General features: G+C 65.2%; 13 protein-coding genes. 4 read left to right on the top strand and 9 right to left on the bottom strand.

From position 1 onward, the window contains the following. Nucleotides 1-117 precede the first annotated feature (117 nt). From N8I71_RS20455 to N8I71_RS20420, 8 genes are all read right to left on the bottom strand, one after another. Nucleotides 118-1,539 carry a mannose-1-phosphate guanylyltransferase/mannose-6-phosphate isomerase gene (locus tag N8I71_RS20455; RefSeq protein ID WP_262879899.1) on the bottom strand — a complete coding sequence of 474 codons (1,422 nt, stop codon included), beginning with the start codon at nucleotides 1,537-1,539 and terminating at the stop codon, nucleotides 118-120. Nucleotides 1,540-1,568: 29 nt separating this feature from the next. Continuing rightward, on the bottom strand, nucleotides 1,569-2,879 hold the full coding sequence (locus tag N8I71_RS20450) for a hypothetical protein (RefSeq protein WP_262879898.1): 1,311 nt from the start codon (nucleotides 2,877-2,879) through the stop codon (nucleotides 1,569-1,571). Between the two features lie 3 nt (nucleotides 2,880-2,882). Beyond that, nucleotides 2,883-3,689: a glycosyltransferase gene (locus N8I71_RS20445; RefSeq protein ID WP_262879897.1), complete on the bottom strand. Its 807-nt coding sequence runs from the start codon at nucleotides 3,687-3,689 to the stop codon at nucleotides 2,883-2,885. Between the two features lie 150 nt (nucleotides 3,690-3,839). After that, nucleotides 3,840-5,042, bottom strand: a complete 1,203-nt coding sequence (locus tag N8I71_RS20440; RefSeq protein WP_262879896.1) for a glycosyltransferase — start codon at nucleotides 5,040-5,042, stop codon at nucleotides 3,840-3,842. Beyond that, the gene (locus N8I71_RS20435) at nucleotides 5,039-6,550 is read right to left on the bottom strand and encodes a glycoside hydrolase 5 family protein (RefSeq protein ID WP_262879895.1); all 1,512 of its coding nucleotides are present in this window, start codon (nucleotides 6,548-6,550) and stop codon (nucleotides 5,039-5,041) included. The genes N8I71_RS20440 and N8I71_RS20435 overlap by 4 nt, the downstream gene beginning before the upstream one ends. A 38-nt stretch (nucleotides 6,551-6,588) precedes the next feature. Further along, complete coding sequence (locus N8I71_RS20430) at nucleotides 6,589-7,638, bottom strand: hypothetical protein (RefSeq protein WP_262879894.1); 1,050 nt, start codon at nucleotides 7,636-7,638, stop codon at nucleotides 6,589-6,591. A 2-nt stretch (nucleotides 7,639-7,640) separates the two neighbouring features. Continuing rightward, nucleotides 7,641-10,790, bottom strand: a complete 3,150-nt coding sequence (locus N8I71_RS20425; protein ID WP_262879893.1) for a hypothetical protein — start codon at nucleotides 10,788-10,790, stop codon at nucleotides 7,641-7,643. Nucleotides 10,791-10,853: 63 nt separating this feature from the next. After that, nucleotides 10,854-11,528, bottom strand: coding sequence for a response regulator transcription factor (locus tag N8I71_RS20420; RefSeq protein WP_316249272.1), 675 nt, complete (start codon nucleotides 11,526-11,528; stop codon nucleotides 10,854-10,856). A 226-nt stretch (nucleotides 11,529-11,754) separates the two neighbouring features. On the opposite strand from N8I71_RS20420, the gene N8I71_RS20415 reads away from it, so the two are divergent. The 3 genes from N8I71_RS20415 (at nucleotide 11,755) to N8I71_RS20405 (ending at nucleotide 16,185) form a co-directional block, all read left to right on the top strand. Next, entirely contained in the window at nucleotides 11,755-12,279 is a 525-nt protein-coding gene (locus tag N8I71_RS20415) for a molybdopterin-dependent oxidoreductase (RefSeq protein ID WP_262879892.1), read from the top strand. Nucleotides 12,280-12,311: 32 nt separating this feature from the next. Continuing rightward, on the top strand, nucleotides 12,312-14,876 hold the full coding sequence (locus N8I71_RS20410; RefSeq protein WP_262879891.1) for a hybrid sensor histidine kinase/response regulator: 2,565 nt from the start codon (nucleotides 12,312-12,314) through the stop codon (nucleotides 14,874-14,876). A gap of 610 nt (nucleotides 14,877-15,486) precedes the next feature. Continuing rightward, on the top strand, nucleotides 15,487-16,185 hold the full coding sequence (locus tag N8I71_RS20405; protein WP_262879890.1) for a hypothetical protein: 699 nt from the start codon (nucleotides 15,487-15,489) through the stop codon (nucleotides 16,183-16,185). Here the strand turns inward: N8I71_RS20405 and N8I71_RS20400 are convergent. After that, on the bottom strand, nucleotides 16,173-16,712 hold the full coding sequence (locus N8I71_RS20400) for a recombinase family protein (RefSeq protein ID WP_262879889.1): 540 nt from the start codon (nucleotides 16,710-16,712) through the stop codon (nucleotides 16,173-16,175). The genes N8I71_RS20405 and N8I71_RS20400 overlap by 13 nt on opposite strands. Nucleotides 16,713-17,023: 311 nt before the next feature. On the opposite strand from N8I71_RS20400, the gene N8I71_RS20395 reads away from it, so the two are divergent. Next, nucleotides 17,024-17,455, top strand: a complete 432-nt coding sequence (locus tag N8I71_RS20395; RefSeq protein WP_027238981.1) for a hypothetical protein — start codon at nucleotides 17,024-17,026, stop codon at nucleotides 17,453-17,455. The last annotated feature ends 322 nt before the right edge of the window (nucleotides 17,456-17,777 follow it).

Raw genomic sequence — 17,777 nt, 5'->3', positions numbered from 1 at the left:
CAAGTCGCGCCCAACCTACGCCGCCAAGCAAGAAACCGGACGTTTTCGAGCGATTTCGACATGAGCGAGACCACTAGGACGCGCGAAGCGCCCTAGGATCTCCACGGGCGGCTGCCTTCACGCGCGGGCGTAAATGTCCTCGTAGCGGCGGATGTCGTCTTCTCCGAGATAGCTGCCGGTCTGCACTTCGATCAGGCGGAGCGGCACCTTGCCGGGGTTTTCGAGCCGGTGAACTTCGCCAAGCGGGATGTAGACCGACTGGTTCTCGCTCAGGAGTTTCTCGGTACGGCCAACGGTGACCCGGGCCGAGCCCTCGACGACCACCCAGTGCTCGGAGCGATGCACATGGCTTTGCAGCGACAAGCGGCCGCCGGGCTTGACCACGATCGATTTCACCTGGAACCGCGGCGCGAGCGCCAACGTTTCATAGTGCCCCCACGGGCGTTCCTCGCGGCGATGCTCGCCCGCCTGCCGCCAGCCCGCGTCCTTCGCGGTCGCTACCGCCGCACGCAGGCCCTCTGCGGTGCCAAGATCGGCCACCAGCACCGCGTCGCGGGTGACGATCGCCGCGATGTTCCGCAGCCCCACGCCCACAAGCGCGATCTCGGGATCTTCCGACAACAGCAGGCTGTCCCGGCAATCGATGGCGCGGGTCGCGCCACGCTGTGCCACGCCGTCGGCATCGCGCTCAGTCACCTGCCACATGGCCTGCCATCCGCCGAGGTCCGTCCAGCCAGCCGCAAGCGGGATCACGCGGCCGGTCGTGTGTTCCATCACCGCATGGTCGATGGACAGCGCGGGCGCATTGCGGAACGCCTCGCCGAGACGAAGGAAATCGAGGTCACCCTGAATCGCGGCGAAAGCGGCCTCGGCGGCCGCCAGAACTTCGGGCGCGTGTTCGGCCAGCGCGGCGTGCATGCGGCGAGCGGTGAAGAGGAAGAGCCCCGCGTTCCACAGGTGCCGACCGCTCGCGAGATATGCCGCTGCGGTATCGGCGTCGGGCTTTTCAATGAAACGCGCAAACGAGTGTCCTGCATTCGTGTCGTCCGTCTCGGCGATCTCGATATACCCATAGCCCGTTTCGGCGCGGTCGGGTGTGACGCCGAAAAGCACGATTTCGCCCACCCGTGCAGCGCCCGCGCCGGCGCCGATGGCAGCGGCGAAGTCGAGGGCGTCCTCGATGTGATGGTCGGCAGGCGCGACCAGCAGGAGGCGCTCGGGGTCCTCGGCCATGGTCGCAACAACCGCCACTGCGACCGAGGCGGCGGTATTGCGCGCCTCCGGCTCCAGAAGGATCGCATGGCCGCGGCTGCCGCTTTCGGACAGCTGGTCGGCGACGGTGAAGCGGTAATCGGCATGGGTGATTACCAGCGGTGCGGCGCAGCCCGCATCCTCAAGCCGCCGGACAGTGGCCTGGAACGGGGTATACTCGCCCGTCAGGCGGCAGAACTGTTTCGGACGCGAGGCGCGCGAGACCGGCCAGAGCCGCGTGCCGGAACCGCCGGCGAGGATAACTGGGGTGATCAGATCGAGGGTCATTTGGTGAAGTGCTTTCCGTGGTCTTGTGATTACGAGTTGGCTCGGGAAGTACGGGCGCGCAGGCAAGCGCGGCCCACGAACGCTAGGGACGCAAGACACAGCGCGCCCTGCACCGCCGCCTTGGCGGCCACCATCGCGTCGAGACCGCCGGCGCCTGCCGCGAGCGCCAGCACGCCAAGCGAGACCGGCGCGCCGATGGTGACTAGCGCGATGCCGGAGCGGTCGCCGAGTGCTGCGAGAAAGGTCGCGGCAAGGTAGCTGACCGTGAAGGCGAAGGCGGCAAGCACAGCGGGAAGGAGATGGGCGAGGCCGGCGGCATAGGCAGGCCCGGCCACCGTCAGGAGAACTAGCGCCGGCGCCGCCATCGCAAGGACGGTCAGTGCCGCGCCGGTGCCCAACACCAGCGCAACCACTGGCATCGCCGGGCGCAGGGTGGCGCGCCCGGACGCCGCCGCTGCCGTGACCGTCGGGAGTAGCACCCCCGCAAGACCGAGGCAGGCATAGACCTGAACCCGCTGGACAAGCGAGAGGCCTGCCAGCAGGCCGACTTCGGCCTCGGGCAGGACGCGCGCGGACATCAGGAGGTCACCGTCGAGATGGATCACCTGCGCCAGTTGCAGCAGTGCAAAGGGCCATGCGATACGCACGATCCTGCCGAGGAGCGGCGCGGCGGGCAGTGGTGCCGGTTGGCGGAGCGCAGCACCCGACGTCTCGGCCCGGACGGGCCACCATCCGGCGACGAGCGAAAGCGCCAGCGCCGCGACGATCCCGGACATGCCGAGTCCCGTCGCGTGTGCAAGGATTGCGCCGCCAAGCCGCACGCCCATTTCGAGGTTGAGCGACAGCACGATACCCCGCACCGACATCCGGCCCAGCGCAGCCCCGCGCGCGAGGCAGAGCGGCGCCGCAATCGGGAGCGCCAGGAACAGGATCGCAAGGTGGCCGGGTGCGGCTAGGCCAAGGGCGGAGGCCAGCGGCGACATCAGTGCGGCTGCGACGCCCAGCGGCAACAGCAGCGCCGCAGCGGCCCCGGACAGGAGGCTCAGCCTCGGCAAGGCGGCAAGGGTCGGCTCCCGCGCGATGCCGCGGGCCGCTAGTTGCGAAACCGCCATCTGAGCCGCGCCAAGCACGGACATGGCCCCGAGCATCAGGGTCAGGATCACCGCGAGGTCATGGAATTCGGACGGCGTCAGCAGCCGGCTGAAGACCATGTTGAAGGCAAGGTTGCCCGCATTCGCAATGTTGGTGGCGAGGAAGATCGCCAGCGCGGGGCTTGCCAGCAGCGCGCCGAGCGCCAAGCCGCCGGCGGCGCGTCGCGCCGGGAATGCGGGGCTCGCCATGGGTCAGGCCGCCTTGCGCAATGCGCCAGACATTGCCGCTTGGGCGGGACGCGGACCCATGCGCAACTCGGCGATCAGGCGGAGCATGCGCAGGCCGCTGCGCAGGATTACGCGCGCGGTCACCTTCGAGCCGGGCACCTCGGTCCATTCCGACAGGGGCAGCTCGTAGAAGCGGTGGGGCGCCTCGGAGCGGGAACCCGCCCGCGCGATCCGCGCGAAGAGTTCCACATCGAAAAGCCAGGCGGCAGTGAATGGCTGTGCCACCGCGGCGGCGAGCCCGGGCGTGGCGCGCAGGATCTTGGCGCCGCATTGCGTGTCGGCCACGGGCAGGCCGATGGCCATCCGTGCAAGCCCGGCGCAGAGCCGAGACACGGCCCGCCGACCGGCTGTCCGGTTAACCCTGTGGCCCAGCATCGTGCGGCGCGAGCCGAAGATGACCTCGGTTTCGGCGTGGCGGTCGGCAATCCGAAGGAAGTCCCCGACCAGTTCCAGCGGCGTGGCGAGGTCGGCGTCCCAGTAGCCGGTCAGCTCGGCGCCTTCGGCGATGGCGCGCTGCAGGCCCGTGCGCACGGCCTCGGCCTTGCCTGCGTTCTGCGCAAGATCAAGCACCGCGATGCGGCCCGGCCGACGGGCCGCCAGCGCGCGCAGGCGGATCAGCGTCTCGTCAGTGCTTCCGTCGTTGACCATCAGCAGGCGCACGCGCGGGTTCGCATCGACGAAAGACAGGAAGCGTTGCGGCTGGAGACGCAGGGCCTCGTTGTAGCAGGGCACCACGAGGGTCAAGGTGGCGTAGGGGCGGGAAACGGTCATCGCAGATCTCCGAGCTGGTGTCGGTCGCAATCTGCGGTGGGGGTCTCGCGCCGTCCTGCTCGCGTCTGCATACGCGTGGGGTGCAATCGGACGTCCCGACAAACATGGAACAGCGGCGATCCCCGAACGGAACCGCCGCTATCCGAAAGGTCAGACGAAGCTCGGCACGTCGGCAGGCGCTTCGAAGAGTTTCGCCACGTGCCAGGCCGCGATATCGGCCATCGGGATCGCTTCCACGGCGCGCCGATTCGCCCGGGCGATACGTTCGGCCTCGGCGGTGTCGGCCAGAAGATCGCGCATCGCTCTGGCGAGGGCATCCGCGTCGCCAGGCGTGAAATGACCGCCCGTCAGTCCCTCGTCATCGCACAGATCTACAAAATCGCCGATCCGCGGAAAGACCGGCACCGCCCCAAGGCTCGCCGCCTGATGCAGCACACCCGAAGAGCCGGTCGTCGCTTCGTAGTCGAAAACGGCAAGCCGTCCGCCCTCGAAAAAGGCCGGCACGTCTTCTTCGGCGACATATCCAGCGAAGGACACCCCCTGATCATCCTTGCGGCCGCGCGCAAGCTCGCCCACGTAGCCGGGCGTGTTGGGGTGATCGGTGCCCCCGATCACGAGCTGCAGCGGTGGGACGCCCGGCATGGCGCGCAGGCGATCGAAGGCGGCGAGCAGCGTTTCCAGCCGCTTGTAGGTGCCGAATTTGCCCATCGTGACGATCCGCATGGGCCGTGCGGCCAGCGGGACCCACGCACGCCTTCCGGTGTCGAAGGTGCCATGCGGCACCAAGGTGATATCGGCGCGCGGCACCTGCCGGGTGAGAATGTCGGCGTAGCTGCGGAGCGTCACGGTCATGTAGCTCGCCGCGCACATTGCGCGCGTGATCGCGGCCCCGCCTAGACGCACGACGGCCTGCCGCGCGCGCTGACCCTTCAGCGTCGTAGCCTCAAGGTCGATGCCCGCAACGATGTTGTGCGCGATGATGCCACTGCGCCATCCCGCCAGCCGGGCCAGTGCGGGCGCCAGAAGACCCAGAGCTGCGGACAGTTCACGGTCGCCGAAACTGGCGGTCTGCAGGTTCCAGATCACCGCGTCGGGCCGTTCCGACCAGAGCGCGCGGAGCAGACGCATGGGCGTTGCGATGGAATTGAAGCTCCAGACCCTGCGAACGCGGATCTTCGGGCCGAGGTCCAGTTCGGGCATCGTCCGATCCAGTCGATCGGCCAGCACCACGACCTCGGACACGTCCGGCTGGGCGGCGAGGGCCCGGGCGAAATGCAGGCCGTATTCATTCAGGCTCCGCTGCCCGGGCGGAAAGGCCGAGACAAGAGCGATGCGGCGGGTGTGGGTGGTCATTGGGCATCTCCGGGTGAGATTCGGTTCAGAAGGTTGGCGAAGGTACGGCGCGTGACCTCGGCGGCCGGACGTTCGGTGCCCGTGGCGTCGATCAGACCGTAGTGACCCTGCAGGCCGATGACCCAGGGCGACCGGCCGATGGCCGCCGGGTCGGGCTCGGGGAAATCGTGCAGCGTCCAGACAAAGATGCCGTCGGCTCCGGCGAGCGCCATCATGCGGGCTGCCAGCCTTTCCGACTGCGCCCGGGGCGAAGCAGGGAACCGGCCCACGACAAGGGAAAAGGCCGTCTCACCGATCTCCGTCACGTGCACGGGCCGGTCCCCAGCAACGGCGCGGACGTGATCCAGCGCGGCGGCACTTTCAGCGACGGGGCCGTAATCGTGGTAGGTGATCAGGTCGAGCGTGTCGGCTAGAAGCGGCGCGGCGTCGGGGTGGGCCCAGCCGATCGTGTAGGCCAGATCCGGCGCGATGCTGCGCGCCGTGGCGAGCATCGCGCGCGCCCAAGCCTCGACCTGGCCGGGGCCTTGGAGGTCCATGTCCAGGTCGGGCTCGTTCTTCAGATCCACGTAGGCGACCGCCACCGAAGCTTCTAGAACCGGCAGCACCCGCGCAAGCCACGCCGCGTCATTGGCCCATGTCGCCCCCTCGTAGCCGCCCCGCAGGTCGAAGAGCGTCGGGACGACCGAAAGGCCCGCCCGCTCTGCCAGGGACAGAAGCTCTGCGAGATCATCTAGCGCTTGCGGCGCGGTGCGGTCGTCGAGAAAGGTATCACGCTGCAGGAAGACGCGCACGGCGTTGCCACCAAGGCCCGCGATCCGATCGAAATCCTCCGCGATCGTCGCGGCGTCGAAACCCTGCCAGAACTTTGTCCAGGGAGTCTCGGCGGGGTAGTAGTTGATCCCTGCCAGCGGCCCGCTCGCCAGACGCGCATAGGTGACGGCAAGCCCCTCGGACGCAAGGCGTTCGTGGCTGATAAGGACCCAGCCGGTCGCCTCGTTTGCGAGCGTGGTCAGCGTGGTGTCGCGGGTCACCGTGTGGGCCGTCAGCGCGCCCGTTTCATCTATGTGGAACCGCGCGATCAGGGCCTCGGCCTCGATTTGCAGGAGCGAGCCATCGGCGTGAAAGAACACCGGACGCGCTACCTGCTGCAGGACGACCATGCGTGCGCCCGAAACGGTGGCTGCACGGGAGGCCCGCTCAAGCGCGATGCTGCCGAAATGATCCGCAAGACCCATCGCCGTTCCGGTTTCCATGGCGGCGGCATGGGCGGCCCACGCATGGGTTAGCGCAGTGCCGACGATGGCCTCTTCCGCTGGGCCGAAAGGCCGGTCGAGGGGGGCGGGCGCGCTCTGCCATGTCACCGCGGAGGGTCCGGTTGCCAGCCGGGGCAATGCTTCGTCGAAATAGCGGTAGGTCACGTCGCGGGCTGTGGCTTCGGCCAGCGCCGAGGAAACCTGTGCAATGACGCCGGACAGCGCGACCAACATGGCTAGAAGCAGGGCCAGCAAACGCAGGACTTGCCCTGTCGAAATCTTTTTTTCGAGGTTCACTGGGTGGCCTCCATCAGGGTCAGGCGCGACGTCCCGAGGGGTGAGGTCACGACGATGTCGAACGGCAAGTCACGGCTGGGGACGGTTTCCTCGGCGACACCGTCGAGCAGCCAGTTCTCGCTTTGAAAGACGCGTCCGGCGGCGTCGCGCACACGTAGCTGAACCGGGCTGCCGTCATGCAGATGATGGCCCTGCGACGTTGTGAAGGGCCCCAGCGACAGGCGCGTCGCGCCAATCGTGGGCAGCGCGGTGGCCGAGAGATTCAGCGCGGCGCCCGGCGCAAGTCGCGCGATCTCGACGGGCACCGGGGCGCTTTCCGAAAAAGGCAGAAAGAGCCGCGCGGCGGCGGCGCCAGCGATGTCTCGGCTCAGCATTGGCGCCTGCAGCGCGCCGCCGATCCATGTCGCCGGCACGAAGGTGTGGCTGCCATCGGCATGGGACAGGAAGAGCGCACCCGCCACGCCGTCGGGGGGCAGTGCGCCGGACGCGCCGGTCAAGGGGGCAGCCTCCAGTTGAAGGATTTCCTCGGCCGGCAGCGCGGCGGCCGGTGGCGTCAGTTCCGCGGCGAGACCAGACAGTGCGGGGATCACGCGATAGCTGACCCGCGACGATTGTCGAAGGGTCGCGCCGCTGCCGGTTTCGGCGGAGGCGTGGAACCGTCCGGTCACTGAGCCTGCTTGGACCTGGCGCGACGCGATACCGCCGCGCGTCCGCTGCGTCCGGGTTCCATCGGCGGCCGAGAGGCGCACCGCCGTGCCATCCGTCACGAGGTTGCCCGCCGCATCGAAGAGCAGTGCGGCAGCCAGTCCGGTGCCGTCACCCGCAACAAGGCTCTTTTCTCCGAAGACGATCAGAACCGTGTCAGCCGGGCCGGGCTCCATGACGCGCGTCTCTTCGGGAAAGAAGAGGTCGGATTGCAGCCCCGACCAGCCCGCGCGCGCGCCATCGCTGCTTGACGGGTACAGGCCGAAGGCATCGGCGATCATCGTGTCGGCCCGGGCGGGACCGGCAAGAAGCACAAGGATAAGAAGGACAAGACGATTCATTCTCAGAACCCCGGATCGTGGATCATGCTCGACACCGTGAGGCGTAAGGCGGCGTATCCGCCAAGTCCCTCCAGCGGGATCGTGCCAACAAGCGGCAACGGCAGATCGCCCGGCGAGATGTCGGGGGTGGCGGCGTTGAAGGTCATGTTGTCGGTACCGATTTCGGCGACGATCTCGATATCGGCAGCCAGCGGCAGGATGAGGGAAACGGGCGCGCTCTGGCCGGGGTAGATGTTCGTTGCAACGAAAGCCGCCTCGACCCAGACAGGGCGGCCCGCCGCGTCGTAGAGAAGCGCGGTGATCCGCGCGACCGAGGCGGTCTCGGTCCCCGCGTTCACGGCGAGAGCGTCGAGGCGCAGAGCGCCGTCTTCTTGTTCCAGTCGAATGCCGTTGAGCGAGACGCCTCGATAATGACCGTCGGTCGCCACCAGCGCGCGGGCATCAAGCGTTGCGCCCTCGGCCGGGGCCGCGAGTATGGGGGGCAGGAATTGCGTCGGGTCGTAGCTCTGCCCGGGCACGGCGTCCTCAAGCGATAGGACGCTCTCAAACCCGATGCGGAAGCCCGTGGTCTCACCCGGCAGAAGGCGCTGGCCACCGACGAATCCCGCCCCCTGCCGCAGGAGCGACCGGCCGGTCACGTCGCGCAGATCGCCGATTAGCGTGATCGCTGCGGGGTCCATGTCGAGGTTCGTGACCGCACCGACCAGCGTCAAGCGACCGTCCCGCCGGACTAGGCGCGCTCCGCCGACAGCGATCTCCGGCCGGTCGAGGCGGTCGCGCTGCAGGTCGGCCTCTGGGCGCGGCTGCCTGCGGCCAGGTGTCGACCAGCCGATCACGGCCTGGCGGTCGAGGCGCGCCGGCGATTGCACTGGCCTGAGACCAAGTGGCGCGACATGCCAGCGGCCATCGCGCGCAACGGTGCGGATCGTCAGCACTTCCTGCCGGACGTCGAGCGCGGTCAGCCAGTCGAGCGTGACCTGCCAGTCGGCGATGCCTTCGGCTGTGTCCAGCGGTTCGATGGCGATGTCCGTCAACTTGCCGTAGGAGGCGATCAGTCCACCCCTCCAACGCCATGCGAAGAGCTGATCCTCGAAAGCGGGCCGGGTTTCGGGGTCGAGCATCGCATGCGCCTCGGCGAAACGGCGAAAGTCGAGATCGGTGTAGTAAGCGGTGATCACTTCCTCGGGCGAGAGCGGGCGCGTCGCCTCCTCCCAGAGCCGGTGGGCGGTCCATCCGCCTCCGGCCAGAACCACGAGGAACAGCCCGACCACGACAAGGCGGACGCGGGCCGGGTGGCGGAACGCGCGCTGCGGGATCGGCACCGGCCGGTAGGTGGCCGCAGGCATCGCCACGCCACGGCGTAGGACCGCACCGGCAAAGATGAGCGCCGCCAGCCCCAGCATCGTGGGCGGCACAAGCCCCCACATAAGGCTCTGGACCCGGCCGATATCGCGTCGCGGCTGGATGCGCGGCAGCGGCGAGACGTCGGGCCGTTCCCAGACGACGACGCCGTTCTGCAACCGGATCAGCCGCCGCCAGCCTGTGAAATGGAGGAGCGGGTCGTAGAATTCGTCGTTCGAGAAGACATATTTGAGGTGGTAATCCTCGGCATTGGTCAGGAACTGGCGCAGCGAACCAAGGCCCGGAACGCCCATGTACTTCGCGTTCTCCAGCCGCTCCACCGAGAACCGCGTCATGTCGGGAAGGCGGCGGACGGAGTGGTAGTTTCCGTCAACCGACTGCGCCTCCATCTGCGCGGAGAGATAGGCGAATTGGTCACCGAAGCCGAGCGTCAGGTAGCGCCAGCGGTCGTGCTGGTCGGACGTCATGAAATCGACGATGGGCGCGGGGTCGATGAAATCGGGCTGCGTCGGGCGCATCAGCGGCAGGATCGCCGCAAGCACGGCGGTCGCGACGAAGCCAAGGAAGAGCACCCCCACGAGCACGCCCCGCGCGGTGCGCCCGAACGCCTCGGATATCAAGCGCCCGGAGCGGCCGTTTATCAGTCCGTCGAAGACAAGGCCCAGGAATGGAAGGATCAGGATCGTCGCCCAGAAAGTGAAGCGGTCCAGCGTCAGGATGTCGAAGGCCCCGCCGAGAATGGCGCGGCTGATCGGTGTGGTGCCGCCCGTGCCCAGAACGAAGCACAGGAAAAGCGCCCCCCCGAGCGGCCAGAGCCGAGTGGTGACGGTTTTCAGAAGGGCGTAGGGAAGGAAAAGGATCGCCATGCCCCATGGCAGCAGGAAGAAAACGAAGCCAAGGTCGGTACGCTCAAGGAAGTTCTCGCGCGAGCCATGGGGGATCGGCACCTGCGTGATCGGATCGCTCACTGACCAGAGCCAGTAGGGCAAGATCGTAAGCACGATGGCCGCGATCAGGCAGACACCGAGAAAGAGGCCCCGCCCCAGCGGTTTGCCGAAGCGCCCGACAGCGCGGCCCAACCAACCCAGCCACGGCCGAAGACCCGGCCCGCGTGGTCCGGCGATCGGGTGAAGCTCGGCCGTTGCGGTCAGCGCATGCAGCCCGATGGGAAAGACGAACAGAACCGCGCCGAAGATGGTGGTGACGTGATGGCCCGCCGTGGTCGCCGCCCCGAAGATCACCGCGGCGAAGAAATTCACCCAGCCGCCGCCCGCGATCCAGCGATAGACGTAGGGAAGCCCATTTAGGAAGATCGCCAGCGAGAAGGTCGTCGGCAATTGCCCGAAGAGGTGCACCGTCTCCGAGATCGCAGAGGAAAGCATGAGGAAGATCGCGGCATAGCCCGCCGCGCGCGGCGGCACCCAAAGCAGCGAGAACCGGTAGACCCCCACTGTAAGCAGCAGGAGCGCGCCCAGCTGCACCAGCACGAAGGCCGCACGTAGCGGCATCACGTGGCTTAGCGCGCCGATCGCCATGTGTGTGCCCGGCGGGTAGGAGATCGTGAGAAAGCCGGTATACCAGCGCGGATCCCACACGTCGAACCAGCTGCGCGCGTAGCTGTCGCCAAAGAACATGTGGATGAAGGCGTCGTAGGTGTTGCCGTGCGTGAACGGCAGAAGTCCCCCGTGAAACAGGACGCATCCCGCCAGCGCCACGACAAGCAGGCCAACGCCGTCGCGCGGATCCTGCGCGGCGGCCTCCGGGCGCTGGGTTGTCTGGACAGTGGACATGACGAGGCTCCGACCCGCGCGGCGGAACCGGCGGGCTTGGGGAAAGCGTTCAAAAAATAGTTTTCAGATCAACCCGTTATCTCGGGCTATCATCGCGGCGTGGGTGCGGTTTCGGGCGTTCAGTTTGCGGCTCAGCGTCTTGACGTGAAGCTTTACCGTGACCTCCTGAAGGGCGAGCTTGATGGCGATTTCCTTGTTCGAAAGGCCCTCGGACAGCCCGCGCAGCACGTCACGCTCACGCGGTTTGAGATCGAAGCCATCGGTTGCCGCGCCCTGCTGCATGAGCGCGTAGGGCATGTAGATCTCGCCCGCCGCCATGAAGCGGATGGCGGCGGATATCGACTTCGCCGACATGGTTTTGGGCAGGAAGCCGCGCGCCCCGGCCTCGATTGCGGCCTGCACTTTGTCGGGTTGCGCCACGCCGGAGATGATCGCAACCGGAGTGTCGCCTGCCACCGCGAACATGCGACGCAGCCCATCGAGACCGCCCATGCCGGGCATGTTCAAGTCCAGCAGAACAAGGTCGAACGGTCCCCAGCTGCGGTAGGCCGTGACCGCTTCGTCGAGAGAGCCCGTGCCATACACGGCTTCGAAACCCTCGGATGCGAGAAACGCGGCAATCGTCTCACGCACGAGATCGTGGTCATCTGCGAGAAGGATTTTCATGCCGCCGCTCTCTGTTCTTCCAACTGGGCCGAACTCTCCGCCAGTTGCTATGTATGTCGGGCGCATCATCATCTCGAACTTCCCCGTTGGTGGTCGAGGAGACCTATGCATGTGCGCACCCGGACTTGGCGATGCCTGCTTGGGCATAGCTTCGCAAGCAATCGGATCATGGTCATTATACGAAAGGATAGTCCACTACCCTCCTGCGTCCGCGACAGTCCGAAAGGTTTGTGGCAGCTATGGGGCCGCACCACCAAAAAGCGCTGATCCGTCGAAATCACGCAGGAAGACCAGTACAATGGCTTATTCATTCCACAGACATGCCAGCGCCGCCTCCGTCGCCGTTTTCACAGCACTGGCCCCCCTGACCGCTTTGGCCGACATGCTGCCTGCGGCGACGGGCGAGGTGCTTCTGACCGTGCGCGGCGCGATCGCAAGCACCAATGACGGCGACGCCGCCGTCTTCGACCGTGAGATGCTGGAAGCCCTGGGCGCCGAAAGCTTCGAGACGACGACGATCTGGACCGAGGGCGTGCAGTCCTTCACCGGCGTGCCCCTGAATACCGTCCTTGACGCACTTGGCGCCGAGGGAGAAACCCTGCGCGCCATCGCGCTGAACGACTATGCCGTGGAAATCCCCGTTTCGGACGCCGAAGAAGGCGGCCCCATCGTGGCCTACCTTCAGAACGGCGCGCCGATGTCGGTGCGCGAGAAGGGTCCGCTGTGGGTTGTCTACCCATATGACGCAAACACCGCCTACCAGACCGAGCAGATCTACTCGCGAAGCATCTGGCAACTCGTATCCATCGAGGTCTTGCCCTGAGACGACCGTTCCGATCCATCGCCTCGGACAGCGTGCCGAAGGTAGGCTGGTCCCGTCGAAGCCTCGCCGTCTTCGGTCTCGGACTTGCTCTGTCGATCATTCTGACAGGGGTTCTTTGGTTTGACGTGCTGCGGCGCGTCGACGAACTGACGGTGACGCGGTCGGACAATACGCAATGGACGATCAGCCAGCTTGAGGTCGACACCCTGCGCCTTGCGCTGGCCATCGACGCTGCCGGTACCGGCGAGGCGGAGGCGATGCGGGCGCTACGACAACGCTTCGACATCTTCTACAGCCGGTTCCAGACCCTTGGACGGGCAAGCGTCTACCGCCTGCTCTTCGACGATGCCGCCTATGTAAGAGCCTATTTCGAGATAGACGCGTTCCTTGATCGCCAGGTTCCGATTATCGACGGATCCGACGAGGACCTGCGCGCCGCGCTCTCCGACATGGCCGCCGAGACGAGTGCGGCGCATTCGGCGGTTCGGGAAATGGCCCTCAGGGGGCTCCACGTCTTCGCCGAGCAGTCCGACCGTCAAAGGGCCGAGGTGGTCGAACTGATCCTGCGCACTGGCCTCATCACGGTGTTCCTGCTGGCAATTCTCGCGGTTGTCCTGCTCATGATGCTTCAGGCCGGACGGCGGGCGGATGTGGCAGCGAAGCTTTCGGCAGAGGCGAACCGCAATCTTGCGATGATCGTGAACACTTCGCTCGACGCCATCGTCGTGGCCGACGAAAATGGTCTCGTGCGTACCTTCAACCCTGCCGCCCAAACGGCTTTCGGCTGGAGCCGGGACGAAGCCATCGGCCGATCGATGACCGAACTTATGATCCCCGAGCATCACCACGCCGCGCATGAGGCCGGAATGAAGCGCTTCGTCGAAACCGGGGAGGCGCACGTGATCGGTGCGGGGCGCGTCCAGCTCGACGCACGCCACAAAAACGGCCGGATCTTCCCCGTGGAACTGTCGCTCAGCACCGAACGGGACGAGACAGGGCGAATCTTCGTGGCTTTCCTTCGCGACATCACTCACCGCCGAGAGGCGGAGGACGCGCTGTTGTCCGCTCGGGACGACGCGCTGGCCGCCGCGCGCAAGAAGGCCGAGTTTCTCGCGGTGATGAGCCATGAGATCCGGACACCGCTGAACGGAATGCTCGGTGCGGTCGAACTCATGGCAGATGGCGCGCTCGATGCGCAGCAAAGACGCTGGCTCGATACGCTCCGCGAGTCCGGCGAGTTGCTGCTGCGCCATGTAAACGATGTGCTCGACCTATCTCGGCTAGAGTCCGGTGAGGCCGGTCTGACCTTTCAGAAGACTGACCTCCGCGCGGTCTGCGACACCGTTTTGGAAAGCCAACTCAGTGCCGCAAGCGCCGCTGGCAATCGCGTGACCTGTGACATCGACCCTGATGTTCCCGATATCGTGCTGATTGACTGGCGCCGGCTCTTGCAGGTCCTGCTGAACCTTGTCGGAAACGCCAACAAGTTCACACGTAACGGCGCGGTGAACCTGTCGATCCGCAGCAATCCGAGCATCGACGGCTGGGTAAGCCTCGAGATCCATGTAATCGACACAGGCATAGGGATTCCGTCCGCGGATCGGGATCGGATCTTTGAGGAGTTCGTGATGCTCGACAGTTCATATGAACGGGGCGCCACGGGAACAGGTCTCGGGCTGGCGATCTCGCGCCGTCTTGTCCGGGCTATGGGCGGCGAAATCGACGTTCTGGATGCCCCCGGCGGCGGGGCCGATTTTCGTGTCCTTCTCGATGTCGATGTTCCGCCTGACGCGGCAGGCGCCCCCGCCCGGAAAATCGACGGCCCCACGGCCGCCAAAGGCCCGAGCCTCGATGTTCTGCTTGTTGAGGACAATGCCATCAACAGGGATATCCTGGGGGAGATGCTGCGCGCGGACGGGCATGCCGTGACCATGGCCTTCGACGGCCTCGACGGCGTGGAGCAGGCGGGCGCGCGGCGTTTCGACCTTGTTCTGATGGATATCTCGATGCCCGGCCTAGACGGCGTCGAGGCCGCCACCATGATCATCGCGGGAGAGGGCCCGAATGCGCTGACGCCCATCGTTGCGGTTACCGCCCATGCGATGCCTGAGGAGGTCGACAGGTTTCGCCGCGCGGGGATGTTGCGTACGCTGACCAAGCCGATCGACCGTGCGGCTCTGCGCCAGTTGCTGGCAGAGATCGCGGAGCCGGACACGCCGCTTGCGTCAACGGCGCCGACCGGTGCGGGCCACGAAGCGCCGATCTTGATGGACGACGAACGATTGGCCGAACTGTCGGAGATCATGGACGATCGGCGTTTCCTTGATCTGATCGAGAGGTTCATCGCGCAGGGCGACGCCGTTGCGGAAGCGGCCGACGGAGAGGTGCTAACGTCCGACCCCGCGGCGTTCATTGCGGTACTGCATGCGCTGTCCGGTGTTTCGGGAATGCTCGGCGCGAAGGCACTTTGGGAGGTCCTGGTCGCTGCGGAAACCAGGTTCCAGCGGGACGGCAAGCCGGTCTCAACGGCGGATCGAAAGGAACTCACGCGGATTTGGGCGGACACGCGAGCGGCATACGCCGAATTGTGTGATTGACTGTGGGCAAGCTCGTAGGAGTAGAGCCGAGTTCTCTCCGACTGCCCCTAGATCACTTCGGGGAAGTGGCTGGATATGTGGACTCGATCAAGGACGCGGCTCAGGCAAGAGGAATACAAATCGCACTTCTGCGTTGGACGTCGCTGAGCCATTTTCCTCGAGTCCGCTCGGTTCGTTCTCTCCACTTCGCCGAAGTCCGCTTTGGGCTCCTTGGGGACATCTGAGCGTTTCTGTCAGATGACAGCTCTGGACTGCCGAGCGGCCTTTGCGAAAGTCGGTCCCATCCCTTTCCGCGTGGTGATCTAGGGTAACAGCAGGATCATCCATGCCGTCCATGGCAGCTGGCGCTTCAGGATCGTCGGGATTCTCGGGATTGTTTCTGCCGCCCAAGAACTCGCAGCAAAAATTTCTTTGGGATCATAATTTTTTCCTTCAACGCGTAGGAGCACCGGTTTCAATCCCGACAATCCCGGAGATGGCCGGGCGGCCGACACGGGCTTGGGGCAAGTGGGGACACCTCTTTGGACTGATCTGTGGTTCTGGATTTCACAGCTCTTTCAGAGTACTGTTATAGAGTAACAGTTGAATTCGAGACTGCACACATTTTGAAATGATCAGATACAAGTTCGAAGATCGCCTCCCGCGGCTGGAAATCGGAACCATCGCAGATGCAGATCTGGAAGGGTCCGCGACCACGCTCCACCTGAAGACCGGTGATGGCGAAGAAAGCCTGCCAGTCATCGTGAGGAGGAACAGCTCCAAGATCACCCTTACCTGCCATGCCGGCTGGGGTGATGTGCGCCAGACCATCTACCTGACCCAGACGCCGTGTCACTTCGGCGGTAGCCGGGCTTGGTTCCTGTGCCCGCTCTGCGACCGCCGCTGCGGCATCCTCTATCTCACCAAGCAGTTCGGCTGCCGGCGCTGCTCCAAGCTGCGCTACGCCAGCCAGTACGAGAGCCCACGGGAGCGCATGCGGCGACGTCTCATCAAGATCCGGAAGCTGATCGGACCTGATCTTGTCATTGGCCACCCTCTGAACCCGCCGCCGAAAGGTATGTCCGTGAAGCGCTGGCACGAGCTGGCCGACGAATATGCCGCGTTGCGCAAGCTATACTTCCGCGAGGGCGAGAAGCCATGTGCATGGAGAGAGGACGCACCGACGGCCAGAGACTGGAAGCAGAAGGTGAGAACCGCAATGGAGCAGGCTGACGAGGCGCGCCGCCCAAGGCGACGCAAACCGCCTTCGCGCACGCCGCGACGTCCGCCTGCCTCCCCTGCGCCCGGAGCGGCCCCTCAAGCGCGGTAGACGGTGTTCCGACTGACTTGGAACGTCCGCGCAATCTCACCAACGGGTCGACGCTCAACATCCCGTAGCTTGCGCACCTGCTCCTTCGCCTCGGGCGACAACGCTGGTGGCCGACCACCGATGCGGCCTCTCTTCCTCGCGGCGGCCAGCCCTTCTATCGTGCGCTCCGCGATGCGCTCCCGCTCGAACTCGGCAATGCTACCGAACACGTGGAAGATGAGGCGTCCCGCCGATGTCGTGGTGTCGATGTCCTCGGCCAGTGATCGGAACCCAGCCCCCCGTTCGCGGATCTGCTCCACGATGTCGATGAGATCGCGCAGTGAGCGCGCCAGGCGGTCGTACTTGGTCACTACGACGACATCACCATCCCGCAGCTGGTCGAAGAGCTTCTGAAGCTCAGGCCGCGTCCGTAACTTCCCTGTCACCTTCTCTTCGAAGATGCGCTCAGCCCCTGCTTCGCGCAGGGCGTCGAGCTGGCCATCTAGTGACTGCTCTGAGGTGGAAACACGTGCGTAACCGATAATCATAAGCCAGCTGTCCCAAAAACGTCCCAATACTCAAGCAGTTTTGTGGCAGGTTTTTGGGACAGCTATCACGCTGAAAGTGCTAGAGACCTGCACGCAGCACCTAAAACGACCGTTTTTGGAACGATGGCTTTCCAAGTTCCGCTTACAATACGAAGGTAGAATAATCCGCCCAGCACGGTCCGGAGAGAACCGCGAAGAAGACGTTGAGGCAAACCGCAGCGAACTACTGCTTCGAGCCCTTTGAAGTCGTTGTTCGATGGCGCGATCGGTGCGATGTTCACCGGACCATTCTGCCGTTGAGGACCAAGTCTGTGGAACAAGAAGTGCATAAGCTGTTCGAACGATACGAGGAATTCTTCAAGCGTTCTCTGGCTGACGACTTCGACAAGGAAGAGGTCTCAGAACTCTACGCTTCTGAATTTATCGCGGCTACTCCTGCCGGTGTTATGGCAGGGAAAAATGACGAAACACTCATTCAGGCGATGGTTCAAGGTTATCAGAACTATAGAGAAATCGGCACTCGGCAGATGCGAAAACGCGATATTCGGCTGTCTCCAATAGACGATCTTCATTGCGTGGCCCACGTCTCCTGGACCGCAACCTATTCACGAGACGATTTGCCCGAGACAGACATCGACTTCGATGTCCACTATCTCGTTCAAGTCTTGAACGGCACCGCGAAAGTCTTTGGCTGGGTGTCTGGCGATGAACAGGAACTGCTGAAGCAGCACGGGATTATCTGAGGTCCGCAATGTCCGCGATGCGGTCGTTAGGTGCTCTCATTGCCAATGGCGGCTAACCGCCAGATAGGAGCCGTTCGCCGCGGACGACGCCAAGGTCTGGGTTGCGGACAAAACGGACCTTCCACCAGATCCACTGAACCGACGCGAACGGCCCATAGCTGCCTTTCATCGATCGCTTGAGAAGCTGCGACCGCATCCCGCTTGCCGAGGGACGCTTCGCGGCGCTTGAGGCGGAGTTCCACGTCAAGCGCGTCGAGGGCGAGACCGAGCCGTTGTGATGCCGGTGGCAGGGGCGCCTGAGCCTGTGTCGTCGCGGCCGGGC

This window comes from Roseicyclus sediminis, from assembly GCF_025515305.1.
Lineage (GTDB): Bacteria > Pseudomonadota > Alphaproteobacteria > Rhodobacterales > Rhodobacteraceae > Roseibacterium > Roseibacterium sediminis.
The sequence above is the reverse complement of the archived record's forward strand: the minus strand, read 5'-3'. Positions and strand labels throughout refer to the sequence as shown.

Excerpts from the sequence above, each read along its gene's own strand:
- N8I71_RS20400 (WP_262879889.1), bottom strand. The coding sequence starts at position 16,712 with ATGATTATCGGTTACGCACGTGTTTCCACCTCAGAGCAGTCACTAGAT.
- N8I71_RS20420 (WP_316249272.1), bottom strand. The coding sequence starts at position 11,528 with ATGATGATGCGCCCGACATACATAGCAACTGGCGGAGAGTTCGGCCCA.
- N8I71_RS20455 (WP_262879899.1), bottom strand. The coding sequence starts at position 1,539 with ATGACCCTCGATCTGATCACCCCAGTTATCCTCGCCGGCGGTTCCGGC.
- N8I71_RS20445 (WP_262879897.1), bottom strand. The coding sequence starts at position 3,689 with ATGACCGTTTCCCGCCCCTACGCCACCTTGACCCTCGTGGTGCCCTGC.
- N8I71_RS20440 (WP_262879896.1), bottom strand. The coding sequence starts at position 5,042 with ATGACCACCCACACCCGCCGCATCGCTCTTGTCTCGGCCTTTCCGCCC.
- N8I71_RS20450 (WP_262879898.1), bottom strand. The coding sequence starts at position 2,879 with ATGGCGAGCCCCGCATTCCCGGCGCGACGCGCCGCCGGCGGCTTGGCG.
- N8I71_RS20425 (WP_262879893.1), bottom strand. The coding sequence starts at position 10,790 with ATGTCCACTGTCCAGACAACCCAGCGCCCGGAGGCCGCCGCGCAGGAT.
- N8I71_RS20405 (WP_262879890.1), top strand. The coding sequence starts at position 15,487 with ATGATCAGATACAAGTTCGAAGATCGCCTCCCGCGGCTGGAAATCGGA.
- N8I71_RS20415 (WP_262879892.1), top strand. The coding sequence starts at position 11,755 with ATGGCTTATTCATTCCACAGACATGCCAGCGCCGCCTCCGTCGCCGTT.
- N8I71_RS20430 (WP_262879894.1), bottom strand. The coding sequence starts at position 7,638 with ATGAATCGTCTTGTCCTTCTTATCCTTGTGCTTCTTGCCGGTCCCGCC.